The sequence below is a fragment of the bacterium genome (genome assembly GCA_035703895.1).
Lineage (GTDB): Bacteria > Sysuimicrobiota > Sysuimicrobiia > Sysuimicrobiales > Segetimicrobiaceae > Segetimicrobium.
Genome location: DASSXJ010000124.1, coordinates 1 through 21,941, shown reverse-complemented (window position 1 = coordinate 21,941; position 21,941 = coordinate 1). Strand labels below are relative to the sequence as shown.

General features: G+C 64.2%; 29 protein-coding genes and 1 pseudogene. 18 read left to right on the top strand and 12 right to left on the bottom strand.

Translation table 11 applies throughout. The features are described from left to right. Nucleotides 1-14: 14 nt before the first annotated feature. The 4 genes from VFP86_08640 to VFP86_08625 form a co-directional block, all read right to left on the bottom strand. Nucleotides 15-827 (bottom strand): RNA polymerase sigma factor RpoD/SigA, encoded by an 813-nt coding sequence (locus VFP86_08640; protein ID HET8999697.1) that lies wholly within the window; start codon nucleotides 825-827, stop codon nucleotides 15-17. Next, on the bottom strand, nucleotides 809-1,504 hold the full coding sequence (locus VFP86_08635) for a CBS domain-containing protein (GenBank protein HET8999696.1): 696 nt from the start codon (nucleotides 1,502-1,504) through the stop codon (nucleotides 809-811). Before VFP86_08635 ends, VFP86_08640 begins: the two co-directional genes overlap by 19 nt. After that, entirely contained in the window at nucleotides 1,501-1,992 is a 492-nt protein-coding gene (locus VFP86_08630) for a universal stress protein (protein HET8999695.1), read from the bottom strand. The genes VFP86_08635 and VFP86_08630 overlap by 4 nt, the downstream gene beginning before the upstream one ends. 135 nt (nucleotides 1,993-2,127) lie before the next feature. Next, complete coding sequence (locus VFP86_08625) at nucleotides 2,128-3,339, bottom strand: VLRF1 family aeRF1-type release factor (GenBank protein ID HET8999694.1); 1,212 nt, start codon at nucleotides 3,337-3,339, stop codon at nucleotides 2,128-2,130. A 207-nt stretch (nucleotides 3,340-3,546) separates the two neighbouring features. Between VFP86_08625 and VFP86_08620 the strand changes: the two genes are divergently transcribed. From VFP86_08620 to VFP86_08610, 3 genes are all read left to right on the top strand, one after another. Beyond that, on the top strand, nucleotides 3,547-3,981 hold the full coding sequence (locus tag VFP86_08620) for a universal stress protein (protein ID HET8999693.1): 435 nt from the start codon (nucleotides 3,547-3,549) through the stop codon (nucleotides 3,979-3,981). 98 nt (nucleotides 3,982-4,079) lie between these two features. Then, the gene (locus tag VFP86_08615) at nucleotides 4,080-4,493 is read left to right on the top strand and encodes a CBS domain-containing protein (protein HET8999692.1); all 414 of its coding nucleotides are present in this window, start codon (nucleotides 4,080-4,082) and stop codon (nucleotides 4,491-4,493) included. An 84-nt stretch (nucleotides 4,494-4,577) separates the two neighbouring features. Further along, nucleotides 4,578-5,273: a VIT1/CCC1 transporter family protein gene (locus VFP86_08610; GenBank protein HET8999691.1), complete on the top strand. Its 696-nt coding sequence runs from the start codon at nucleotides 4,578-4,580 to the stop codon at nucleotides 5,271-5,273. Nucleotides 5,274-5,380: 107 nt separating this feature from the next. Here VFP86_08610 and VFP86_08605 read toward each other — a convergent pair whose 3' ends face one another. The 4 genes from VFP86_08605 to VFP86_08590 all read right to left on the bottom strand — a co-directional run bounded on the left by VFP86_08605 (nucleotide 5,381) and on the right by VFP86_08590 (nucleotide 7,567). After that, nucleotides 5,381-5,869 (bottom strand): nitroreductase/quinone reductase family protein, encoded by a 489-nt coding sequence (locus tag VFP86_08605; GenBank protein ID HET8999690.1) that lies wholly within the window; start codon nucleotides 5,867-5,869, stop codon nucleotides 5,381-5,383. Between the two features lie 46 nt (nucleotides 5,870-5,915). Next, nucleotides 5,916-6,116, bottom strand: coding sequence for a hypothetical protein (locus VFP86_08600; protein ID HET8999689.1), 201 nt, complete (start codon nucleotides 6,114-6,116; stop codon nucleotides 5,916-5,918). Nucleotides 6,117-6,129: 13 nt separating this feature from the next. Beyond that, complete coding sequence (locus VFP86_08595) at nucleotides 6,130-6,720, bottom strand: hypothetical protein (protein ID HET8999688.1); 591 nt, start codon at nucleotides 6,718-6,720, stop codon at nucleotides 6,130-6,132. Between the two features lie 187 nt (nucleotides 6,721-6,907). Then, nucleotides 6,908-7,567: a hypothetical protein gene (locus VFP86_08590; protein HET8999687.1), complete on the bottom strand. Its 660-nt coding sequence runs from the start codon at nucleotides 7,565-7,567 to the stop codon at nucleotides 6,908-6,910. 754 nt (nucleotides 7,568-8,321) lie between these two features. Here VFP86_08590 and VFP86_08585 point away from each other — a divergent pair. The 10 genes and pseudogenes from VFP86_08585 (at nucleotide 8,322) to VFP86_08540 (ending at nucleotide 15,151) form a co-directional block, all read left to right on the top strand. Next, nucleotides 8,322-9,587 carry an FAD-dependent oxidoreductase gene (locus VFP86_08585; protein HET8999686.1) on the top strand — a complete coding sequence of 422 codons (1,266 nt, stop codon included), beginning with the start codon at nucleotides 8,322-8,324 and terminating at the stop codon, nucleotides 9,585-9,587. A 218-nt stretch (nucleotides 9,588-9,805) separates the two neighbouring features. Then, entirely contained in the window at nucleotides 9,806-10,465 is a 660-nt protein-coding gene (locus VFP86_08580) for an isoprenylcysteine carboxylmethyltransferase family protein (protein ID HET8999685.1), read from the top strand. Between the two features lie 28 nt (nucleotides 10,466-10,493). Next, nucleotides 10,494-10,664: pseudogene (locus VFP86_08575) on the top strand (ATP-binding cassette domain-containing protein). A gap of 268 nt (nucleotides 10,665-10,932) precedes the next feature. Next, complete coding sequence (locus VFP86_08570; GenBank protein ID HET8999684.1) at nucleotides 10,933-11,340, top strand: hypothetical protein; 408 nt, start codon at nucleotides 10,933-10,935, stop codon at nucleotides 11,338-11,340. A gap of 32 nt (nucleotides 11,341-11,372) precedes the next feature. Then, entirely contained in the window at nucleotides 11,373-12,032 is a 660-nt protein-coding gene (locus VFP86_08565) for a hypothetical protein (GenBank protein ID HET8999683.1), read from the top strand. Nucleotides 12,033-12,121: 89 nt separating this feature from the next. Beyond that, a complete protein-coding gene (locus VFP86_08560) occupies nucleotides 12,122-12,514 on the top strand; it encodes a spore germination protein GerW family protein (protein ID HET8999682.1) in 393 nt (130 codons plus the stop codon). A 4-nt stretch (nucleotides 12,515-12,518) separates the two neighbouring features. Next, a complete protein-coding gene (locus tag VFP86_08555) occupies nucleotides 12,519-13,568 on the top strand; it encodes an NAD(P)-dependent alcohol dehydrogenase (GenBank protein HET8999681.1) in 1,050 nt (349 codons plus the stop codon). 178 nt (nucleotides 13,569-13,746) lie between these two features. Then, nucleotides 13,747-14,199, top strand: a complete 453-nt coding sequence (locus VFP86_08550; protein ID HET8999680.1) for an Hsp20/alpha crystallin family protein — start codon at nucleotides 13,747-13,749, stop codon at nucleotides 14,197-14,199. A 64-nt stretch (nucleotides 14,200-14,263) separates the two neighbouring features. Then, the gene (locus VFP86_08545; GenBank protein ID HET8999679.1) at nucleotides 14,264-14,497 is read left to right on the top strand and encodes an SHOCT domain-containing protein; all 234 of its coding nucleotides are present in this window, start codon (nucleotides 14,264-14,266) and stop codon (nucleotides 14,495-14,497) included. A gap of 78 nt (nucleotides 14,498-14,575) precedes the next feature. Further along, complete coding sequence (locus VFP86_08540; GenBank protein ID HET8999678.1) at nucleotides 14,576-15,151, top strand: methyltransferase domain-containing protein; 576 nt, start codon at nucleotides 14,576-14,578, stop codon at nucleotides 15,149-15,151. Here the strand turns inward: VFP86_08540 and VFP86_08535 are convergent. Further along, nucleotides 15,137-15,610 carry a universal stress protein gene (locus tag VFP86_08535; protein HET8999677.1) on the bottom strand — a complete coding sequence of 158 codons (474 nt, stop codon included), beginning with the start codon at nucleotides 15,608-15,610 and terminating at the stop codon, nucleotides 15,137-15,139. The two genes, VFP86_08540 and VFP86_08535, sit on opposite strands and share 15 nt — an antisense overlap. A 176-nt stretch (nucleotides 15,611-15,786) precedes the next feature. On the opposite strand from VFP86_08535, the gene VFP86_08530 reads away from it, so the two are divergent. The 3 genes from VFP86_08530 to VFP86_08520 are packed head-to-tail and all read left to right on the top strand — an operon-like array spanning nucleotide 15,787 to nucleotide 17,228. Then, nucleotides 15,787-16,440 carry a GNAT family N-acetyltransferase gene (locus VFP86_08530; GenBank protein HET8999676.1) on the top strand — a complete coding sequence of 218 codons (654 nt, stop codon included), beginning with the start codon at nucleotides 15,787-15,789 and terminating at the stop codon, nucleotides 16,438-16,440. 37 nt (nucleotides 16,441-16,477) lie between these two features. Continuing rightward, a complete protein-coding gene (locus VFP86_08525; protein ID HET8999675.1) occupies nucleotides 16,478-16,786 on the top strand; it encodes an isoamylase early set domain-containing protein in 309 nt (102 codons plus the stop codon). A 4-nt stretch (nucleotides 16,787-16,790) separates the two neighbouring features. After that, nucleotides 16,791-17,228, top strand: a complete 438-nt coding sequence (locus VFP86_08520; protein HET8999674.1) for a universal stress protein — start codon at nucleotides 16,791-16,793, stop codon at nucleotides 17,226-17,228. A 25-nt stretch (nucleotides 17,229-17,253) separates the two neighbouring features. Here VFP86_08520 and VFP86_08515 read toward each other — a convergent pair whose 3' ends face one another. Continuing rightward, nucleotides 17,254-17,925 carry a CBS domain-containing protein gene (locus VFP86_08515; GenBank protein HET8999673.1) on the bottom strand — a complete coding sequence of 224 codons (672 nt, stop codon included), beginning with the start codon at nucleotides 17,923-17,925 and terminating at the stop codon, nucleotides 17,254-17,256. A gap of 43 nt (nucleotides 17,926-17,968) precedes the next feature. Then, a complete protein-coding gene (locus tag VFP86_08510) occupies nucleotides 17,969-18,199 on the bottom strand; it encodes a hypothetical protein (GenBank protein HET8999672.1) in 231 nt (76 codons plus the stop codon). Nucleotides 18,200-18,436: 237 nt separating this feature from the next. Here VFP86_08510 and VFP86_08505 point away from each other — a divergent pair, with 237 nt between their 5' ends. Then, nucleotides 18,437-19,654 (top strand): IS110 family transposase, encoded by a 1,218-nt coding sequence (locus tag VFP86_08505; protein HET8999671.1) that lies wholly within the window; start codon nucleotides 18,437-18,439, stop codon nucleotides 19,652-19,654. 223 nt (nucleotides 19,655-19,877) lie between these two features. Next, on the top strand, nucleotides 19,878-20,381 hold the full coding sequence (locus tag VFP86_08500; protein HET8999670.1) for a YbaK/EbsC family protein: 504 nt from the start codon (nucleotides 19,878-19,880) through the stop codon (nucleotides 20,379-20,381). A gap of 10 nt (nucleotides 20,382-20,391) precedes the next feature. Here VFP86_08500 and VFP86_08495 read toward each other — a convergent pair. Then, the coding region (locus VFP86_08495; protein ID HET8999669.1) for a GAF domain-containing sensor histidine kinase at nucleotides 20,392-21,941 on the bottom strand (1,550 nt) is incomplete at its 5' end.

Sequence of the window (21,941 nt, the reverse complement as noted above, 5' to 3'; positions counted from 1 at the left end):
GTCGCCCACGGGGCTTAAGCGACCCGGTGCTCACGAATCCTCTTCAGCGCTTGCCGTTCAAGCTGCCGCACGCGCTCGCGGCTGATGTGGAGCCGGCCGCCCACTTCCCGAAGCGTCAGGGGGCGGCCATCCTGGAGCCCAAATCGCAGACGCACGATCTCTTGGAGGCGGGGCGGCAACCCCTCGACGACCTCGTCGACCTCGGCCACATCCTCGGAGGTCGAGTCCGGGGACATCGACAGCAAAGCCGCGAGCGAGGATCCGCCGTCTCCCGGATGCTCCAGGGAGAGCGGTTCGTCAGGGATGGACCGCAAAAACCGGATCCGCGCCGCCGGTCGCCCTAGCGCGGCAGCCAGTTCCGTGTCTTTGGGTCGGCGCCTCATCTGACGCTCGAGCGTGGTTGACACCACGCCCAGCCGACGCAGGTCCAACCGGATGGACCTCGGAATACGAATGGCGTGGGCGAGCCTGAACACGGCCCGGGAGATATAGTGGCGAATCCACCAGGTCGCGTACGTCGCAAAGCGGACCCCGTGGCCCGAGTCAAACCGCTCGGCCGCGCGGAGGAGCCCGAGGTTGCCCTCCTGGACTAGGTCCTCTAAGAGCACCCCCCACCCAGCGTACCGGCGCGCAATGCCCACGACGAGCGGCAAGTGATGTTCCACGATCGAGCTGCGGGCGTCCCGATCGCCGGCAACCGCCCGGACCGCCAGCCGATCCTCCTCTTCCTTCGAAAGCAACGGGATGCTCCTGACCTCGGCCAGATACTGACCGAGCGCCGTCAGCGCCTCATAATGGTCCATCGGCGTCATGATCGATCTGGCCACCCGCGCCCTGCGGGCAACTTCACGCGCCGGTCGTCGGTCCGGTAGCGGAGACCCCGCGCGTCGACATCGACCACGCCTTCCGTGGCCGCTGTCCAGTGTTTGACCAGCTCCGCCTCGGAGCGCGTCGGCACCTCGCCGGCGATCGTCACGATCCCGTCTCGAGTGCTGATCACGAGCCCCGTCGGGTCGATCCACAGATCGTGGATCAAGCGCCACCGCACGTCCTCCGCGATCGCCGTGTCGGATCGGACCAGAGTCCGGAGGATGTCGGCCCGCGTGACGATGCCGATCACCCGGCCGCCCTCGACGATCGGGACTCGGTTGACGCCGTGGCTCGTCATCAGGTGGATCAGCTCGCGCACGGACGCGTCCGGCGCAGCGGTGACGACCCCGGATGTCATCAGCTCTGCTGCGGTCCTGGCGTGGAGTTTGCGGTCCGCTCCCACTGCGTGAGCGAGATGGTCGAGGAATCCCACCAAGCCCTGCCCGGTCTCCTCGTATTCGAGTTTCGAGACAAGATCCGACTCCGAGATAATGCCTACGAGTTCGCCGAAATGGTCGACGACCGGTACGCCGCTCACCCGGTGGGCGACCATGCGCTCGGCCACCTCCTTCAGGGTGGCCTCCGGGGCCACACGGACAACTGGGGTGCTCATTAGCTCGCGCGCGCGCATCATACGGCCTCCCTCTCCGCCGGCACTCCGCCGGCATGTTTGGAATTCTGTAACGCCGTGGGGGGAATCGTAAGAACAGGGCACGGCGCATGCCGCAGCACGGCCTCGGCGACGCTCCCGAGGACGGCCCGCGGCAGCCCTGTGCGGCCGTGGGTAGCCATCACGATCGTCCCGCCCTGAATCGCCCGAGCCGTGGTAAGGATCTCGTGTTCCGGGTGACCGACTCTCACAACCGTTTCCACGCTCACGCCCTGCCGGGCCGCCGGGGGGACGAACGTCGTAAACCACCAGTGCAGCCTCCCCTGGACCTCCTTGAGTTGCTGGTCCACGTACTGGCCATCGGCGACCCCTTCTTCGATCTCCTTGGGGAAGACCACATGGAGAAGTACAAGCCTCCCGCCGGCTCGACGGGCAAGGTCGGCGGCATAGGCTGCGGCGGGAAGCGAGGCATCAGACATGTCCGTCGGCACGAGCAGCGCGCCGGGAGGCATCGTTTCCACCGCCGCACCCCCTTCCGTATCGCTGCGTCCAGGATAATCTGGCGGCGAAGGTGCGGCCATCGGACCCCCGCTCGATTCCCGCTCGGGTATCTACCTGATCGCGGGGATGTGGGCCGCATCGAACGATCATACGGGACGGTCCGCGAGCGCGCTCGGAGAGGCCTTCGCAGATTCCAAGCGAGGCGTGTACCGGAGCAGTCCTCCGAGTCCCTCCGGCAACGATGGGCGTCCGGCGGGGCCGACCACCTCGAGCGCGGCCCCGTGGTGGTGCGCCAGGAAGGGCACGACCTGCCGGAGGGAGGTCTCCCTCATCTGCGCACCGCAGCTTGGGCAGACGTTCACGTCGGCGACCGCCACGTACGCGCAAGACGTGCACTCCCAGACAGATCCGTCCAGGTCGCGCTCGGCGACGAGCGTCATCACCTCGCCGCGCAATAATGTCTCCAGCGTGGCGCTCCGTCCCAGAACGCCGCCAGCGGCCGCGGCTGCCCGATCCATCACATCGGCCAGGAGGCGCGACTCCCGCCGGTGCGCGTGGGCCAGGATCACGGGAAGCGTATGCTCACGGACATTGGCGATGGTGGGATGAGGCGGGAGCGTGACGATGCCGACAACCATCGCCCGTGCCTTCTCCGGCAGGCTCTCGCGCACGGCGTTTGTCGCTCGTTCCGGGCCGGCAATAATCACCCGATCGATGGAGAGGTCGGCCAGCGTCCTCGCAGCGGCCCGCGCGATGCTCTGCCAGAACCTGTACACGTGGTCGTCAACACGCGCCGTGAACGAGTCGCGTTCCACGCCCCGGGAGGCGGCGACGCCGGACGCCTTCGTCGCGGTCCGTGGCCGTCCGGCCTTGAAGCGCCAGTGGCCCGTGTCCAGGGTCAGGGACTTTTCATGGACGACGATCGTCTTCTCAAGGAACGCGACGGCGATCTTCGCGTGCGTGCGATCCACAAGCACGGTAGCCCACGGCTTGTACATGCGGGCCGCCCAGAGTAGTGGGAGAAGATCAGGCCGGCCATAGTGGACGCGGTTCGGAAGCGAGTCGGGGAGGACAAACTCACGCCACAGGTCTCGCCCCGCCAGCAGCATCAAGCCGCGCCCCCCTGCCGGACCGTTCTGCACGCGTGCCAGCGCGCGGCGTGCCGCCTTGCGGATTTCAGCTCTGGCCGGCTTGGGCACCGTCTCTAGCACCCGCTGAAACGCCTCGCGCAGCCAGGTCCGGTACGCGGGATGGGGACTCTGATGCTCCGGCTTGGTCGGATCGAGGTCCAGAGCGACGGACAGCACGTCCCGACGGTCGCTGTTCAGCAGCCCAGAGAGCCCCTCGAAGTCGGTCATCACACGCAGTCCTCCGGGAGGAGATCGCTATCCCCTCCCAGTGTATCGGCGGCCTGCGAGGGGGGCTATCCGTCCGGCACCCGATTCTTTCCATGCAATGTCGCTGGCAACGGAAGATCGGCTGGCCGCCCGATGCCGGAGCAAGCCACGTTACCGGTAGGATTGGACTGCGTCCTCATGGGGAAGAGGGAGGAGGTAGTTGCGGAGATGATGCGGATTCTCGTAGCGACCGATGGTTCGCCGCACGCGATCGGAGCGGCGAAATTGACGGCGCGCCTTGTCCGTGAGCTGCGGGAGGCGGAAGTGGTCCTTGTCAACGTGGGTCATATCCCCACGATCGCGATGGGCAGTCCCGGCGAGGTGTACGTCGATCTTGGGGCACTGGAAGAGGGGATGCGGCAGGCCGGCGAGGCGATTCTTGGCGAGAGTGGGAAGGCGTTCGCCGGCGTTGACGCTCGCGTAAGTCGTGTTTACCGTGAAGGAGACCCCGCAGGCGAGATTATCAAGGCGGCCAAGGAACACAAAGCGGATCTCATCGTCATGGGGAGTCGCGGCCTTGGGCAGATCGGTGGACTGATCCTCGGGAGCGTGAGCGAACGGGTCCTGCATGGGGCGCACGCTCCCGTCCTGATTGTTCGCTAGGAAGAAATCGAGCCTGCGCCTGATCCCGCTTTGCTCGCGGGTACACTACGCTAGGTGTGTAGGGATTCGACCACGCCGATCCAGAGGAGTGATGGGCGATGGAAGCCAGGGAGATCATGAGCAAAGATGTCGTGGCGGTTGCGCCTGAAATGCTGGTGACCGAAGCGGCGGACCTGCTGCTGCGCTACCGCATCCACCGGGCCCCGGTTGTCGACGAAGCCGATCAGATGGTCGGCATGGTGAGTTTCATGGACCTCGCCGCGCGGCGCGGCAAGACGGTGCGAGACGTGATGGCCCCGGATCCCGTGTGGGCCTCCGAGGATACGCCCGTGGATGAGGTCGCCGCCATGATGCTCGATCAAATGGTCCGCCGGGTGCCGATCGTGCGTGGCGGCCGTGTGGTGGGGGTTGTCAGCGCAAGCGATATCATCCAGGTATTCCTGAACCTGCATGAGGTCCCCATCTCTAGGAAGGACCTGGAGGTCTCCCGGGGCAAGGCCGGCCGGAGGTGACCCCGCCCCTTTTCAGAATTCCGGCGTACCGCATACCCTGATCGGCCGGCGGCTGATTCGAAGACCGATCACGAGGAGCCGAGCATGCCCCAGACCCCCCACGTCGAACGCCACTTTACCGGCAGCGAGACCGTCAGGGACATTGTGATCGGGATGTCGGACGGATTGACCGTCCCCTTCGCCCTCGCCGCGGGGCTCTCCGGCGCGGTGGCATCGACGGGCATCATCGTCACCGCGGGGTTGGCCGAGATTGCAGCGGGATCCATCGCCATGGGCCTGGGGGGGTACCTCGCGGCGAAGAGCGACGCCGAACACTACGCCAGCGAGCAATTGCGCGAGCAGATGGAAATCCGAACGGTGCCGGAGGTCGAAGCCGACGAAGTTACCAGGATATTCCAGGGCTACGGGCTCACGGCGGAGGCGAGCGCCCCAGTGGTCGAGGCCCTGCGGAAGAATCCCGAGGCCTGGATCGACTTCATGATGCGGTTCGAGTTGGGCCTGGAGAAGCCGGAGCCCAAGCGCGCGCTGACAAGCGCCCTGACGATTGCCGGGGCCTATGTCGGCGGCGGGATCATCCCGCTGGCCCCGTATATCGTCTCTGCGCGAGCCCACACCGCGTTGCTTATCTCGGTGGTCGTCACCCTCGTCGCGCTGACGCTATTCGGCTACATTAAGGGCCGCTTCACGGGGACGGTACCGGCGCGCAGCGCGTTCCAGACGGCCCTGGTTGGCGGGCTCGCGGCGGCGGCGGCTTTCGTCATCGCGAGGCTCATTGCGTAACGCTGGTTCCGGCGGACAATGACGATGAAGGCATACATACGAGCAGGCCGTCTCTCGTGTATAATTCCTTTCATTTAAACTCCCTTTTGAAACTTCGTGAATACTTGTTATGCTTTCTGGTTGGATGCCAGTCGGAAAACAGGGAATGTTGCCGCGATCTTTTCGAATTCCGCAAGCGGCGCATCTTTGCCCACTGGCACATGCGGTCGCGCTCCCGGCGCTACCTGCAGGTAAGCCTTCAAGATGGGCGCTCGCTGGTCGGCGGGGATCTCTTCGAGTTGAACGCTTTCACGACCACCGCTTCGGAGAACCGCTTTTCCGCCAGATGCGCGTACGTTGTGGACCCATTGCGCATTATCTCCGAGCATTGATACCAGGTACCGCTGTCCATCGACGACGACCATGACCAAAGGGAACAAGACGGTCCGCCCCGACTTTCGTCCGGTCACTTCCAATGCCACGAGGTAGTTGGCGGTGGCGCCCGACGAGGCCACAGCAGCAAACGCTCTATTCAGAACCCGCGCAATCCAGTTGGGGCGCTGCCCACGGTACATCCATCGTTTGAAGTCTCGGGCACTTACTTCTAGTTTGCGCATCGAGATTCTCCTTAACGTGATTTACCGTTAAGACGGTAATTGATGATCAAGCAGACGATGCCGTCGCGGGCGAAGCGGCTGCCGTCATAGCTCGCACCCGATCCGGCCTCGACCGCGCCCGGCTGTGGCGGTCGGAGCCGATGGGCGCCGAACGGTGCCGCGCGTAGGGGATGCCCTTGAACGTGTGCACGCCGTTGGCAAGGCTGCCCCGCACCTCGCCCTGCTGGGTTTTGACAATCGGATTCATGCCGATGTCTCCTTCATTGAAGAGCTCGGCCGGTTCGGCGCTCGGGTCCTGCCTTACGAACCCGCAGCTCGGCCTCCGCCTTCACGAGCCTAAGCGACACTCGACGAATCAACACGATGCCGGGCGAGAGGAACGACCAGTACCACCGGAACTTTGCGCGCGCGGTCGGATCGGTTGTGACGACCCGCGTCTCGGTGCGGGCCATCGATTCGGCGGCACCGATCGGATCGGCGCGCAACGTCCAGATGATCTTCACGTAGCCCGGTTCGTGAAAGGCGCCGAACTCATCGGCCGGGAGGGCGCGGAACACGACATTGGCCATCCACGGCTGCGTTACGGCGCCGAATACGATCTCGCGTCCGGGGATCTCGGCCAGCACACCCCACCCCAGTGCTTTGACCTGGGCTAGCAGTCCCTGTGAGAGCACAGTCTCTTCCGGCTGGCTACCGAATATCAACTCCCGGACTTTGATGACCCCGCGGACGTTCGTCGATCGTAAGAGATCCATGTCGCATGCCGCTGCGAGCGTGATCTGCGCCGGCGCGGCGACGCGCACGTGGTGACGTTCCACCACATCGAACTCCGGCATGAACCGGTCGAGCAACGGATCCGCGTCTTCGTTGGCTCGCCACGTGTCTCACTTGACCGCAGCGATACCACGTGGTCCCGACGTACGTGGCGTACGCCCCGGCGGCGAGCCCGGCCCCTGTCGCCAGCGAACGGATAGTGGACGGAATGCATTGTGGCGCGTTCATGACTGCCTCCGTCGTCTTTCCCAACCGCGCTCACCGTCAACGATCGTCATGTGTTTCGATGCGAGCCTCTGCCCGCCGAGCGATCTCGAGCAGTTGCCTGCGTTGCATGATGTAGTGACCCAACGGCGCGGTCAGTTTGAGCAACCAGAGCGGGAGGTTGTGGAAGTGATATCCGGGGCTCGCACGTCCGCGCACGATCAGGCGCGTGTGGTTTGATCCCACTTCGTCGAGGACGAACGCCCAGGTCGACATGTACGCTTCGCCCCGAGACGGCCACCCGAGCACGAGAAAATGTTCTGGCTCGTACGCGACGACGATGAAGCCCTCGGTCGCACCCGGAAGAGCAGGCAGGACAGCACCCACTGCAATAGTCTGGAACTGAGGTAGCAGCTCCTTGGTGCTCGGCTGCCCCCCATTATCAATGAAGTCGTAGCTGTACCATCCGGCGCGGCCTGCGCCCATCTGCACGAGCCACGGCCACAGGTCCTGCCGGCGGCAGCGAATCGTGACGGCATGTGTGAGGGACGCAATGGGCTCGGGAATGTGTTGGTCGCCGGCAAGGGGCCGGATCCGTTCGAGACGGCTAGCCCGTACGGGGTCCCGACGGTAAGACAGATACAGCAACGTAGCGAAGCCCAGGGAAATGCCAGTGATGAGCAGAGGGAGAGGCCTGCGGAGACCCCGCGTCGCGTCCATTTTCAGGATCCCACAAGGACCTGACTCAACATACTCATCGCGATGAGTACCATCACTGGACACAATGCCCTTCTGGTCAGAGTAAGGCCATCCCTGTTGCGAAGCTTCAAAGCCTCCCATATGTAAGATATCTTGGGCACATGCATCTCGGCATCGGGTCTGCGCCCGATGACGGAGTCAGCGTCGGCTGGGGGATCGCGGGGTTCGCCATCGCCGCCGCGGCTTGGATGCTATACTCGGGGCATGCTCGTATAAGACATATTGTGTCACCTCACAAGTGCCGGCGGTCTCAATAAAATGGCTAATGAGACAAATTCATCTATGCATGGTCATCAAGGGAGAATAGGAATGGGCATTTCGGGGGGTATCTTATGGTATGGCTTTCATCGGCGCAACGGTCTTCAAACATGCGACCACGTTCTGGGTCGGGGTACTTGGTTTCTTCAAGGCCATTTTTTGGCCTGCAGTACTAATGTACAAGTTGCTGGAGCTCCTGAAAATGTAGATACTTGATACTTTACACATTTCAACAGCACTTAGCATGGCAGGTCGCTTAAAAAAAGCGCTTCTATATAAGACTAGTTCACGGCGGGATTTTGCCGTTTGTCGGTCGTCGGATCGTTCCCGCATCCGATCCATAGATACAGCCTTCGTTCGATAGCCTGCTCCGGGCATTCCCCACTACGATAATCGCAGGTGATCATAGGGAGATGCGATCGGCTACAATATCGCCCCCTAGAAGGGAGCAATAGACATGATGGCGACCGGCACCCCAAGAGTGGTCGTGCTAGGCGGAGGGTTCGGAGGTCTCGAGGCTGCATTCTATCTGCGCATGCGCCTGGGGGATCGGGCTCGTCTCACCCTGGTTTCGGATCAGGATCACTTCCTCTACAAGCCGAACACCATCTACATTCCCTTCGGCATGGACCCCGATCGGTTGAAGATTCCCCTGGCGCGTCCGACCCAGCGGAAGGACATCACGTTCATCCAGGCCCATGCTCGTGAAATCGATCCCGGGGCGAAGACCGTCGTGGCCGATGGCTCGAAGCTGTCGTATGATTTCCTGGTCGTGGCGACGGGCGCCGGGATGAGGGTGGATGAAGTGCCCGGCCTCGGGGAGTACGCGCAGACGATCTGGACCCCCAGCGACATGCTGCGTCTTCGGACGGCGTTCACCGCGCTGCCGGAGGAAGTCAGGCAGGGCGGGCATCCGCGCATCGTGTTCCTCGTCCCGCCGAACAACAAGTGCTCGGGGCCGCTCTATGAGATGGTCTTTATGCTGGACACCTGGCTGCGACGCCAGGGAGTCCGCGGCGGCGTGGAGATCACCTGGTCAACGTACGAGGAGGGCTTCATCCAGGCGTTCGGCCCGCGGCTTCACGAGGCAGTGACCGCGGAGTTCGAGCGGCGGGGGATCACGGGGTTCAACGAATACGTGGTCGAGCGCGTGGACAAGGACGAGGTTGTCTACCGTAACGGGCGCCGCCTGCCGTTCGACTTGCTGGTCTCCTTCCCACCGTACATCGCGTCGACACCCTTTGCTGGGCTTCCGACGGACGAGCGAGGATTCATTGGGACGGACCTCGGGACCCGCCAGGTCGTGGACCAGCCGGATATTTACGCCGTTGGCGATGCGGGCGACTTCCCGGTGAAGCAGGCATTCCTTGCGTTCCTGCAAGCTGACGCAGCCGCCGAGCACCTCGCGGCCAGGATCCTCGGGACAGCGCCCCAGATCGCGTTCGAACCTACCAGCATGTGCGTGATGGAGCAGTTTGACAAGGCCACCTTCGCGCAGGTGCCCCTGCGGTTGACGGGGCTCCCGGCGAAGCCGGTTGAAGTGCGGCCGGACGCGCTCGCCAAGTACAAGGTGGGGACCTCCCCCGCCTGGCGGCTCGGCAAGATGATGCTCGGGTACTATCTGCCCTGGCGCTTCAATGCTGGCAACCCGTTTCACGCTGGGCTTCCGTGGCGAGGGATGGAGGCCGGCCTCAAGGTGATGTCGAGCCTGCTGGCAGCCTGAGTGGCGTAGCGAACCGCGGGCCAGGTTCCGATCGGATCGTCCGAAGGGGTGGGCGAGTGACGAAGGCAACGATATTGCTCGAGCCCCGTCGCATCGCGCCCTTCCACTATATTGAAATGTGAAAGAGGGATACCAATGGTGGTGTCTGATCGTATCCGATCACTCGCCGGTCAGCGTCCTCGAACTTACTTATCAGGAGCGGACCAGCTGAGGCAGCAATGGTGATGCCAACCGTCAGATTGACGCTCGTTATTGTGGGCACCGCTGCATATCTCGGCCTTGCCATCCTCGGCTGGGGCGGGTTTGCAGCCTTCTTCTCCCACCCGGCGCTGATCGCGCTCGTGATCGTACTCTTCGCGCTATCTGGCGCAGCGCTTTTCGCCGGCGGAAATCTGAGTCCAGGGGTGCGCGAGGATCGTGCCAACCGCTGGGTTATCGTCGCCTTCGCGCTGGTCGGGTTGCTGGACGCCTATCTGCCAGCCTACACGGACCGGAAGGAGTTCTGGACCATCGACGGTGACACCATTCGCTGGCTCGGCGTCGCCCTCTTCGCTGCCGGTGGTGCGCTGCGGATCTGGCCAGTCTTTGTGCTCGGCCGCCGGTTCAGCGGGCTGGTTGCTATCCAGCCCGGCCACACCCTGGTCACTAGCGGTGCCTATGGTCTCATCCGCCATCCCAGTTATCTGGGATTGCTCGTCAACTCGCTGGGATGGGCTCTGACGTTTCGTTCGGCGATCGGCGTGCTGCTTACGGCGCTCATTATCCCTCCGCTCCTCGCGCGCATCCGCGCGGAAGAAAGGTTGCTACGCACACAGTTCGGCGACGAGTACGATGCCTATTGCGCCCGCACGGCGCGGCTGATTCCTGGGATTTGTTAACGCGGATAGAATATGGAACCAGGGTTCGCGTGCGATGGCATTGCTGGATGAGGTGGAGATGACCCACCCCGCCCACAATCTCACCTCGGCGGTATCCGGAGGAGAGCGGCAGCGCATCGCCATTGCCCGGGCGCTGGCGAACGACCCACCTCTCATCGTGGCCGACGAGCCGATCGGGAACCTCGATTCCAAGACCGCCTGCGCTCGGTCGCTCACATTCACACCGAACGCCCCTGGAGTCCCGACAACGCCCGTTACTCCACCTATGGATTCGAAAATTTTGTGATGAGCCGGAAGATGCTCATAGGAATCAAACACATGGCGGAACAACACGACGCGCGACGCGGTAGCGGCACCCACCACGTTGGGCCAGTGGGAACACGGACCCGTAAGGAGACGGGGAGATCCACGTGCCTGCTAGAGGACGCACGAGGGGGTGAAGAATGATGCGAACGTGGGGGAGTTGCATGATCATGAGTGTCCTCTCGATTGGCGTGCTCGTTCTCCCGGCCATGGCGTTCGTCCCACGGACGGGGCAGACCGTGGTCGTTTCGGAGGCGCTCCAGGACGATTTGTATCTTGCAGGCGGAACGGTGACGGCGACCGCCGCGGTTGACGGCGACGTGGCGGCCACGGGGGGGACCGTGGATCTCGCCGGGGACGTGAGCGGCGGCGTGCTTGCAGCGGGCGGCACGCTGACGGTCGGCGGCACGATCGGCCGGGCCCTTCGCGCGGCCGGCGGTGTGGTGACGATCGGTGCGCGCATCAAGGGCGACGCGGTCCTCGCCGGTGGCACCGTCCGTGTGGACTCCGCAGCGCAGATCGGGCGGGACCTGGTTATCAGGGTGGAAGCGTCAATGTCTCGGGGAGAGTAGGGCGGAACGCGCTCGTCGGCGGCGGCGACGTCGTGATCGGTGGGGCGATTCGGGGCGATGCCGATATCCAGGCCAATCGGATTATCGTGCTGCCAACCGCACGGATCGGAGGTGCGCTGCGCTATGCCGCCGACCAACCGATCGAGATCCAGTCGGGGGCGCAGATTGCCGGCGGCACGACGCAGATGCCCGCGCCTTCGCGGCCGCGCCGGGCTGTTGGGGCTCCTTTCGGCCCTCGCTTCTGGTTGTGGAGGGGCGTTGCGGAGATGATCGGCCTCCTTGTCCTGGGGCTTGTCACGTTTGCAGCCGCGCCGAGGGGAGCATTCCCCGTGGTGCGGGAGATCCATGAGCGGTTTGGGCGCAGCCTTCTCACAGGGTTCGTCCTGCTCGTCACCGTTCCAGTCGCAGCGGTGCTGCTCGTGTTCACGGTCATCGGGATCCCCCTCTCGGTCATCGGAATGCTCCTCTACGTCGCCACGCTGTATCCTGGGTTGGTCTTTGTTGCCGCGTGGCTCGGGCAGCGTGTCCTGCAGCGAATTCGGCGACAGGGCGGGGAGATTCCCTCAATCTACTGGTCGGTCGCGGTAGGGGCCATCGCGCTCGCAGTTCTTTTCGCGGTGCCATTTGCCGGTTGGGTCATCCGCTTGGTCGCGATCCTGGCGGGTTTCGGGGCCCTGTGGGCGACGGTGTAGAGAGCTGTCGCCGCCCGCCCGTCGCCGCCAGGTGCACACTCTGGCGCCGCGGCCGTCTGAAGATGAGGACTTCGTAGAAGGAGGGGATGATGCCTGACAAGTTGATCGACCGGATCGGAGACGTTCAGGGCAGGGCTACGGTCAGAACCGTGTTTGGGGACCCGATGGAGGTCCATGGCCGCACGATCATCCCGGTGGCGAGCGTCCGCTTCGGGTTCGGGATGGGCATGGGTCGTGGCCAACGCAAGGACGACGAGAAGCATGACGACGACCATCACCGTGCCGCGGGCGGCGGAGGCGGAGCGGTCATCAGGCCCCTCGCCGTGATCGAGATCAGCGACGGGCAGACCAAAGTGACCCCCATTGTCGATGTGACCCGGATTGCGCTCGCCGCGATCGCGTTAGCCGCATGGGGGATCTTCTGGGTCAGCCGCACGCTTCGAGCCCAGGCCGGTCTCGGGCGGATCCACGCCGGGAGGTGATCTGATGAAGGCGTTCGTGATGAAATCCCTGGATGAGGTTGGATTTATGGACAAGCCGGTTCCCACGCCGGGGCCGAATGATGCGGTCGTCAGTACGACGCGGGCGCTAATCTGCACCTCGGACTCGCATACCATCCACGGGGCGATCGGCCCGCGCGAAAATCTGACGCTCGGCCACGAAGCCGTCGGAATCGTCCATCAGGTCGGCGCTCAGGTGAAGCGCTTCAAGCCTGGTGACCGTGTCCTCTGCGGCGCGATCACACCGGACTGGGGCGATCCAGCCTCGCAGGCAGGGCACTCCTCACAATCGGGGGGTGCACTCGGGGGATGGAAGTTCGCGAACATCAAAGACGGCGTGTTCGCGGAGTACTTTCACGTTAACGAAGCCGATGCCAACCTCGCGCATATCCCGCCCGAAGTCAGCGACGATGCGGCAGTCTACTGCGCCGACATGCTCTCGACCGGGTTCATGGGCGCCGAACTGGCCGATGTCCCGATCGGTGGTACAGTGGCGGTGATCGCCCTCGGTCCCGTGGGCCTGATGGCGGTCGCGGGCGCGCGGCTCCGGGGCGCCGGCCTGGTGATCGGGGTGGACTCGGTGCCCGCGCGGCAACAACTCGCGCGAGGATACGGGGCCGATGTCATCGTCGACCACACGAAGGGAGACCCCGTGGCGCGAATCCTTGAGCTGACCGGCGGTGCGGGCGTCGATTCCGCGATCGAGGCGCTGGGGGCAGATACGTCTTTTCAGGCTGCGATCAAAATCACGAAGCCCGGCGGCACCATCGCCAACATCGGCTACCACGGCAAGGGCGAGTTCGTGCATATCCCGCGGATCGAATGGGGTGTGGGAATGGCAGAGAAGACCATCAAAACTGGGCTGTGCCCAGGTGGCCGGTTACGAATGGAGCGTCTGATCCGCATTCTCCAAAGCGGTCGGTTGGACCCGACGAAGATGACGACGCACACGTTCGATTTCGGCGAGATCCCGCGCGCGTTCGAGATCATGGACAAGAAACTAGACGGGGTGATCAAGCCGCTCATTGCCTTCTGAGCCATCGCTCGAGGTCGGGAGACCACCCGGCCCTCGGGCCGCCTGATCACGCTCGGTCTCGATTGGCCACTGTGCAGTTTTTTTCCCCGTCCGCGAATCAGGTCTCCGCCCGATGTCTTCGGCTGCCATCCTGGCTATCTTGTCTCATGGAGAGCAATGAGGAAAGGAGGGAGCGACGATGAAGCTGATGCGTCTAGAACCGTTTGGGGATGTTCAAAAGATGCGCCGGGAGGTGGACCGGCTGTTGGAGGACATCTTTACCCTGCGCCCGATGCGTGCATTAGCCCCACTGGAGACGGCGTGGGAGCCGCCCGTCGAGATGTTCGAGACCGACACGGAGGTAGTGGTGAAGGCGGCACTGCCCGACATCGATCCCAAGCAAGTGGAGATTACGGTCACCAATGACGCGATCACCTTCAAGGGAGAGACGAAGCACGAGGAGGAGCATAAGGAGCGCAACTACTACAAGCGGGAGATGCAGTACGGGACGTTCCTGCGCACGTTGCCGTTCCTCGCCGAGGTGAAGGGCATCGAGGCGAAGGCAACGTACAAAGACGGCGTGCTCGAGGTGAAGGTGCCGAAGTCCGAACGGGCTAAGGCGACCTCGGTCAAGGTGAAGGTCGAGCAATAGTGCTGGAGGCGCGGGGGGAGCGGTTCATCGGCTCCCCCCGCCTGTCTGGGGCAGGAGGGCGACGATGTGGCCTTACGGGTACGGTGGCGGATGGGGCTGGATGGCCGCGGGGTGGATCATGATGGTGGCATTTTGGGTGCTGGTCATCGCCGGCGCCGTTGTCGCGGTTCGGTGGATGAACACCCGCGGCGGCGATGGCCGGCTCCCCGAGACCCCTTTGGAGATCCTCCGCCGGCGCTACGCGGCCGGCGAGCTCACCAAAGAGCAGTTCGAGTCGATGAAGCGCGACGTGGCTTAAAGCTCGGACCGACATGGCCGAACGCGGGACGGATCATGGGCCTCTTCTGATCGCGAGGTTCGTTTGAGGCGAGGTAGGATGCGTGAGGACCGGTTGGAGTGGGATCAGAAACACACTGCCGGCGTCCCGGTGCTCGAGGGGCCCCCGTCGGCCTATCTAGCGGCTTGGCTGCCGTATCTTCCGAATGGTCGCGCGCTGGACTTGGCGGCCGGGTGCGGCCGCCATGCGATCTACCTGGCTCAACACGGCTATCGCGTCGATGCGTTGGACATTTCCCTCGTGGCCCTCTCGCGCCTCGCGCATCAGGCCCAAGCGCAGAAGCTGCCGGTGAGGGCGGCTGCGGTCGACCTGGACGACGTGATGTTGCCCTGGGCGACCTATGACCTCATCATCAACTCGTACTACCTGAACCGCGCACTGCTTCCGCAACTTGCTCTAGCGCTGGTCCCTGGGGGAGCCGTACTCGTGGAGACCCCCCTGTACGATCCCGCGGTCGATTATCCCAGCGAGATTGCGCATCGCGTGGGGCCCCGAGAACTCGCACGCGTGTTCTCAGATTTGCGCATCGCCCACTACGAGGAAGTCCCCGCGTCGCCGCCACACAAGAAGCGGGCGCTCTGCCGGATGGTGGCCTTTCGCTCACCGTTCAGATGAGCGCGGCTCCTCCGCGCGGACCGTCCACACCGGTACAGGCGAGTGACGCACGACGTGCTCGGCGACGCTCCCGATGAACAGGTGCGAGACGCCTCGCCGGCCGTGTGTGCCCATCACGACCGCGTCGGCGCCCACCTCCTCGACCACTGCGAGGATGACCTCTCGGGGATGTCCCTTACGCAGGAGGCGTGGCGCCACCTCCGGCGCGTCCCGCGCTACGGTCTCGAGGATCGTTTGAGCTTCGGTGGTAAGATGCTCAACGGACTCGGCCGAGAGCGGGGTGGGGATTGATCCGAGTCCACCGAGCGGCGTCCAGGCAACGGGAAGGTCCAAGACGTGAAGGACGACGATCTTGGCACGAAACGCCCGCGCGAGGGTCCGAGCCCATTCCAGCGCGTAGGCCGCCCCCTCAGAGAAATCGGTTGGAACGAGAATCGTCTGGATTCTCCGCTCTTGCACAGGTGCTCCCCCCGAACCGAGGCCCACGTCAAGTATCCCTCACTCCGTGCCCTCTCCACAATCAGGCCTGAGCCCGACCCCGGGTTCGGGCTGAGAGCCGATTCCGCTCATGGCGCTGGGATAGTACGTTGGTCTGGGCGGGAGCGTGTCGAGCCGCTGGAAAGAGGGAATGCCCGATGGTGATCAGAGTGTTGACGACGCCCAGTCGGAAAAAGGATGTGCCACCTGAACTCCGGCCTGTGTTCGAGCGGTACCCCCGCGCCGTTGAGCTGCCCGACGGCGCCAGGGTGAGGCTTCGGCCCCTGGTCCCGAGGGATGAGGAGAAGCTTGTGCAGATGTTCATCGGCACCCCCTATGAAGACCTGCGGAATCTTCAAGATAATGTGACCAATCCCGTCATCGTCCGTCGGTGGTGTCGAAGTATCAATTACGACCGCGTGCTTCCCATCGTCGCCGAGCTAGACGGGAAAATCGTGGGCGACGCGACGCTCCATCGTCGTTTCGTGGAGCCGATGCGCGGCATCGGCGAGTTCCGCGCTTGCGTTCGTGGTTTCATGGAGCCGATGTGCGGCATCGGTAAGTTCCGCGCCTGCGTTCGCCCCGAGTATCGGAGGCGGGGCCTGGGGGCCGTGCTGCTCAGGGAGATCCTGGACCTCGCGAGGGCGTTGGGGTTGAAACAGCTTGTGGTCGAGCTCTATCAAAACCAAGTGGAGTTACGGAAGATGCTCCTGCGCTACGGGTTTCGCGACGAGGGGCTCCTGCCTGTGTATCAGCGGCTGATCCTGATCCGCGACGTCGCAGGGGAAGACGACGAACGCGACGAGCCATGAAGAAACTCTCAGTATGTTGTGATGTGAGGAGGGGTTCATGATGACAAACCTCGTGATGGTTTCCCCGGTCACCGGGTCTGTGCAGGAAGTCGCATTTCGATTCGACGCTCGGCATGCGCCCAAGGCCAAGTGGGTCGCGCTTGTGGGCTCGTTCAACCGGTGGGATACGGCGGCACACCGTATGAAGCGGGGTCCGGATGGCGCATGGCGCATCACGTTGACCCTCGCCCCGGGTGAGTATCCGTACCTGTTCATTGTGGACGGCGTGCCCTGGAACGACCCCCTGGACGATCGCCGCGTCCCCTGTGAATGGGGCGGCCAGTATTCTGTCCGTGTTGTGCGGTGACAGCATGATGCGGATGCTTGTGGCGACCGACGGGTCACCGCACGCGCTCAAGGCGGCGGAGATGGCAGCCCGCCTTGCCCGCGACCTGCGTGAGGCGGAGGTGATGCTCGTCAACGTCGGTTATTTCCCGGCGATTGCCATGGGCGCCGTCGGACTGGACGCGGTGTTCGACCTCGGCGACCTGGAGGAAGGCCTACAACAAGCCAGCCAGGCCATCCTGGATCAGACGATGCACGCGTTCGGGGGACTCGACACTCGCGTGACGCGCGTGTACCGACGGGGAGACCTTGCGGGGGAGATCCTGAAGACGGCCGAGGAGCACAAGGCGGATCTGATCATCATAGGGTGCCGCGGTCTAGGGCAGATCGGCGGGCTCATTCTTGGAAGCGTGAGCGAACGAGTCCTCCATGGGGCGCGTATTCCGGTCCTGATCGTGCGTTAGCGACCGGGTAAGACCCGGGCCCCTCCTACGCGCGCGCTACTTCAATGATCACCTTGCCACCATCGGCGGCGTGAACGGTCTCCAGACCTCGCTCTCTCAGGGAGTCCACCAGGCTTGTGAGCGGAACCGCCCGGTCCACTCGCGCGACCACCCGAAGCCGTCCCTGCTCGGCAGGATAGGTGGACACCATGAACAACCGCAGTCCGAGGAGGTGAAAGGCCGCCGTGATGTCTGGGAGGGCCGCTGCGCTATCGTCCACGTCCAACGTGATCCGATAGGATGGATACCGCGCGCCCAGCAAGGAAATGAACGCATCGAAGATGTCGCTCTCGGTGACGATCCCCACCAGGGTCCCGTTCTTTACGACGGGCAGCCCGCCGATTTTGCGCCGGCGCATGATGGTGGCGGCCTCCTCCAGCGGAATGTCCGGAGCAACGGTCTCGACGGACCGGGTCATCACCTCGCGGACAGGCGCCTTCTCCAGAAGGGCGGGGATCTCCCACCGGCTTAACGTGGATGCTGACGAGGGTTGGGCGCGCATCAAGTCTGTCCAGGTGACGATCCCGATAAGATGACCCTCTTGGAGCACCGGCAAGCGGCGGATGTGCCGGATCCGCATCTCGCTCATCGCGCGCTCCAACGACGTGTCGGCAGTGACGGTAAAGACGTTGGTGGTCATCCGATCGCGAACCAGCATCTCTCCCTCCCCCTTGATCCCAGGCGGCCTAGGAGCGGACTGCTTATGCCGCGTCTTGCTTCGCCTCGGCCAACCGCCACTCGTTGAGCATGATTCGCTTCACCCTCTTGGTGAGTTCCGTGGTATCTTCCACCGAGCGGAGGATCTCGCGAATCTCCTCCCGCAGTTGCCCATTGCCGAGCCGGTGCTCGGCGGAGCGCAGCGACACCGCAGTGTTCAGCAGTTGCTGTTCGACGGCGAACAACTTCGACATCTCCGCATCATACCGGTTCATCGTGATCCTCCTCTTATGTCATAGTGTGTGTCGAATAAGACGTAGTAGAGGTGCCACTCTCGGGGAGAAGATCATACCCTCCTTGCGGCTTGACCGCCTGAGAAAGACGATCTCTCCCTGGGAGCGGCGCGGCCTGAGACCACCGATAGGGAGACGCGTCTGAAACGCCGTTCCATAAGAGGCCGTGGCTGAGCCGCGCGAGGCCCTTGGCGACATCAGGGAGGAGGTGAGACGCCAGTGCTGTTGGTGGGCATCGATTGGGCGGATGCTGAGCACGTGTATTGCGTGATGGATGAAGCGGGTGCGACGTTGGCCTCGGGCAGCATTCCACATACGCCTGAGGGACTGGCCGCCTTGTTTGCAGCGATCCGGACGCATGCGCGCGGGCCGGAGGAGGTGTCCGTGGCCCTCGAGACCTCGCAAGGTCTCCTGGTTAGCGCACTGCTCGACCAAGGGTTTGTCGTCTATGCCATCAATCCCAAGGCGGTCGATCGCCATCGCGAGCGCTTTCGGGTGGCCGGCAGCAAATCGGATCTGCGGGACGCGTGGGTCTTGGCGACGCTGCTGCGGACGGATCGCGCCCTCTATCACCCGTTGGTGCCCGACTCGGAGCCCGCTCAGGAACTGCGCGTGCTGACCCGCGACCGCGCCGAGTTGGTTCGGACCCGCACCATGCTCAGCAACCAGCTTACCGCCTGTCTGAAGGCCTACTTCCCCGCCTTCCTGGACCTCTTCGGGGATCCGGACCGCCCGGTAGCCTTGGCCGTCCTGCAACGGTTTCCCACCCCGGCCGCGCTGCGGAGTGCGTCGGTGCCACAGCTGGAAGGCTTCTTGCGTCAGCATCACCAGCCGGGAGCCGCGGCCAAAGCGCGCGAGATCCACGCCCGCCTCACTCAGCCGGCTTTCCAAGTGGCCCCGGTGATTCTCCGCACCAAAGCGCGCTTGGCGCAGACCCTGGGCCACCAACTGCGAGCGTTGGTTGAGGAGACGGCGGCCTACGAGGCGGAGATTCAGCGGGTATTGAGAACCCATCCTGACGGCGAGCTCTACCTGAGCCTGCCCGGCGCTGGCGACCTTCTCGCCGCCAGGATGGTGGGAGAACTGGGCGACAATCGCGACCGGTATCGCGACCCTGCCATCGCCCAGTGCGCAGCCGGCACCGCTCCTGTGACACGCGCGAGCGGCACCTCCCGCACCGTTCACGTTCGCCGGGCCTGCATCCATCCCTTGCGCGAGACCATGTGGCACTTTGCGTTCTGTAGCATCATCCATTGTGCGTGGGCCAAGGCCTATTATCGCCGAGCGCGCGCTCGCGGCAAAAAGCACGCGGAGGCAGTCCGCATGCTCGGCAACGTCTGGCTGCGCATCATCATCGCCATGCGCCGCGATCACCGCCTGTACGATCAAGCCGTCTTCCTCAACGCTCGAGAGGCTCATCTCGCAATCGCCTCTTGACATAGGGAGTCTTTCTCGTCCTCGCATCCACAGTCATCATCTATTACGGCGGCTGGATCCGACATCCGGCCCCGGCCCGATTTGCGGTTCTGCGCAGACCTGAAGCCGTGTGGGAGCGCCGCCGCGGATCATCCGGCCCGGGACTTGCCCAGAATCGGACGCGGGCCCGATGCCCTTCCGGATCAACGCGGGCTATTGTGAGGGGTGAAGGGAGGTGAGGCGGATGTTGCTAGAGCTGAAGCATCGGGTTTCCGGCCTGGAACTTCTCGAGGGTTACCTGGACACGGAACGGGTGGCGTATACCATTGACGAGCACCCTCCCCGCTACACGGCTCAGGAACTGGCCCAGGTCGAACACGTCTCCGGCCGGCTGATCGCGAAGGCCGTGATGGTCGTCGCGGACGGTAACCCGGTGATGGTGGTCGTGCCGGGAGTGGCTAAAGTCGACCTCGGCGCTGTCCGGAAGGCGCTCGGAGCCGAGGAGGTCCGCCTGGCGGTCGAGGAGGAGTTCGGTCACCTGTTTCCCGGTTGCGAGGTCGGGGCCATGCCACCGTTCGGGAATCTCTACGGCGTGCCTGTGCTCGTGGACGCGGCGCTGGCGCGTGACCCGGTGATCTTCTTTAATGCGGGAAGTCACCGCCGGACGGCCACGATGACCTACACGGATTACGCCAGGCTGGTCCATCCGGCCGTGAGCGAGTTTGCGAAGGAGCCCGCCGCGGTGTAAGGTCTCGTCATCAGGACTGGCCGGCCGTAGCCGGGAGGGGCAGTTCCGCAAGGACGTCGGTTCCGGCCTCTGGGGTGGAGGTGATGCGGACTACGCCGCCAAGGAGGGTGGCCCGCTCCTCCATCCCGCCGAGCCCGGCCCCTCCCGAGAGCGGATCGACGGAGCGACGCCGCCCCTCGAATCCGCGCCCGTTGTCCTTGACCCGCAGGCGCAGGCGGCCGTCGGTGAGGGCGAGCGCGACCTCGACGCGCGTGGCAGCCGCGTGCTTGACGACGTTCCAGAGGGCTTCCTGCGCGATCCGAAACGCCGCGGTCTCCACAAGGGGATCCAGTCTCGCTTCGCCGAGTTCAAGCTTGAGGTCCACCACGAGCCCCCGTGGCTCCAGTTGGTGGTGCACGTACCAGCGGAGCGCCGCGGCGAGCCCCAGATCGTCGAGGATGGTGGGGCGGAGGTCGTAGATGAGCTTTCGGACCTCCTCCAGCGTCGTCTCCGCCAGCGCCTTGAGCCGGTCGAGCTCTTCTGCCAGCGTCGGCTCGGCCTGCCCCACCAACGTGCGCAGCATCTCGACGTTGAGAATGAGGGCGGTCAGCGACTGGCCGGTGTCGTCGTGCAGTTCCCGGGCGATGCGCCGCCGTTCGTCCTCATAGGCGGTCATCAGTTTCTTGATGAGATCGCTCCGGAGTCGCTCCTTGTCCTGCAATTCTTTGAGGAGCTGAGTTTTCTCGATGGCGAGCCCGACCTCCCCTCCCACCGTGGCGAGGAGGGCCAGTTCCCGCTGGCTGAATAGGCGGCCGGACGGCAACACGAGATTCATCAGTCCGACAATACCGGTCGTCGTGCGAAGGGGAACGCTGGCATGCTGAGCCTTGATCCCGACCTTCTCCAGCCGCATGCAGTCCACAATGTTCACCGGCTGCGTGAGCTCATTGGTCCCTAGGAGATCCAAGCACCGGCAGGAACCCCGCAACACGGCCCGACCGTCGCGCTCGAGCGATGCGGGCAACTGATATCCTACCGCGAGCTCATAGACGCCCGTCGCCGGATCCCGCAGGAACGCCCAGCCGGTATGGAGCTGCAGCAGTCTGCCGGCCTGCTGGAGGATCTCTTTCAGGATCTCCTCGACCTGACCGGTCCGCGAGAGGGCCGCGCTGATCTGGCTGAGGACGACGAGCCGCTGGGCGCGTCCCAGGGCCCGAAGCTCGATGCCGGCGCCAAAGAGCGCCACGGCGAGCCCGCCGAGCAACTCTGAGCGGGCAATAACGCCCGGAGTACGTGGCACCCAGGCCCAGCCGATCAGGTTGATCCCGACGGCGAGCAGGCCGGCATAGATCGTCCTGGTGGCCGCATCATCGAGGATCTGCTCCGTGCGCCGGTAGGTCTCCGCGGCGAGGAGGAACGCCACCCCCGCGGCCAGCCCGGTGACCAGGCGGGGGGTGCCTGAGTTCCCATGCCGGGTCAGCAATATCATGACTGCCGCAAAGACCAGCCCGCCGAAGCCCAACAGGCCGGCCTGAATGATCCCCCGCGCACGGGGGTCGCGGGACGCCGTGCCGGTGAGGA

Excerpts from the sequence above, each read along its gene's own strand:
- VFP86_08600 (HET8999689.1), bottom strand. The coding sequence starts at position 6,116 with ATGAATCCGATTGTCAAAACCCAGCAGGGCGAGGTGCGGGGCAGCCTT.
- VFP86_08500 (HET8999670.1), top strand. The coding sequence starts at position 19,878 with ATGTTGCTAGAGCTGAAGCATCGGGTTTCCGGCCTGGAACTTCTCGAG.
- VFP86_08615 (HET8999692.1), top strand. The coding sequence starts at position 4,080 with ATGGAAGCCAGGGAGATCATGAGCAAAGATGTCGTGGCGGTTGCGCCT.
- VFP86_08515 (HET8999673.1), bottom strand. The coding sequence starts at position 17,925 with ATGCTGGTTCGCGATCGGATGACCACCAACGTCTTTACCGTCACTGCC.
- VFP86_08510 (HET8999672.1), bottom strand. The coding sequence starts at position 18,199 with ATGAACCGGTATGATGCGGAGATGTCGAAGTTGTTCGCCGTCGAACAG.
- VFP86_08540 (HET8999678.1), top strand. The coding sequence starts at position 14,576 with ATGCGTGAGGACCGGTTGGAGTGGGATCAGAAACACACTGCCGGCGTC.
- VFP86_08620 (HET8999693.1), top strand. The coding sequence starts at position 3,547 with ATGATGCGGATTCTCGTAGCGACCGATGGTTCGCCGCACGCGATCGGA.
- VFP86_08570 (HET8999684.1), top strand. The coding sequence starts at position 10,933 with ATGATCATGAGTGTCCTCTCGATTGGCGTGCTCGTTCTCCCGGCCATG.
- VFP86_08610 (HET8999691.1), top strand. The coding sequence starts at position 4,578 with ATGCCCCAGACCCCCCACGTCGAACGCCACTTTACCGGCAGCGAGACC.
- VFP86_08520 (HET8999674.1), top strand. The coding sequence starts at position 16,791 with ATGATGCGGATGCTTGTGGCGACCGACGGGTCACCGCACGCGCTCAAG.
- VFP86_08530 (HET8999676.1), top strand. The coding sequence starts at position 15,787 with ATGGTGATCAGAGTGTTGACGACGCCCAGTCGGAAAAAGGATGTGCCA.
- VFP86_08555 (HET8999681.1), top strand. The coding sequence starts at position 12,519 with ATGAAGGCGTTCGTGATGAAATCCCTGGATGAGGTTGGATTTATGGAC.
- VFP86_08635 (HET8999696.1), bottom strand. The coding sequence starts at position 1,504 with ATGATGCGCGCGCGCGAGCTAATGAGCACCCCAGTTGTCCGTGTGGCC.
- VFP86_08590 (HET8999687.1), bottom strand. The coding sequence starts at position 7,567 with ATGGACGCGACGCGGGGTCTCCGCAGGCCTCTCCCTCTGCTCATCACT.
- VFP86_08585 (HET8999686.1), top strand. The coding sequence starts at position 8,322 with ATGATGGCGACCGGCACCCCAAGAGTGGTCGTGCTAGGCGGAGGGTTC.
- VFP86_08625 (HET8999694.1), bottom strand. The coding sequence starts at position 3,339 with ATGACCGACTTCGAGGGGCTCTCTGGGCTGCTGAACAGCGACCGTCGG.
- VFP86_08630 (HET8999695.1), bottom strand. The coding sequence starts at position 1,992 with ATGCCTCCCGGCGCGCTGCTCGTGCCGACGGACATGTCTGATGCCTCG.
- VFP86_08560 (HET8999682.1), top strand. The coding sequence starts at position 12,122 with ATGCCTGACAAGTTGATCGACCGGATCGGAGACGTTCAGGGCAGGGCT.
- VFP86_08550 (HET8999680.1), top strand. The coding sequence starts at position 13,747 with ATGAAGCTGATGCGTCTAGAACCGTTTGGGGATGTTCAAAAGATGCGC.
- VFP86_08605 (HET8999690.1), bottom strand. The coding sequence starts at position 5,869 with ATGCGCAAACTAGAAGTAAGTGCCCGAGACTTCAAACGATGGATGTAC.
- VFP86_08545 (HET8999679.1), top strand. The coding sequence starts at position 14,264 with ATGTGGCCTTACGGGTACGGTGGCGGATGGGGCTGGATGGCCGCGGGG.
- VFP86_08580 (HET8999685.1), top strand. The coding sequence starts at position 9,806 with ATGGTGATGCCAACCGTCAGATTGACGCTCGTTATTGTGGGCACCGCT.
- VFP86_08525 (HET8999675.1), top strand. The coding sequence starts at position 16,478 with ATGATGACAAACCTCGTGATGGTTTCCCCGGTCACCGGGTCTGTGCAG.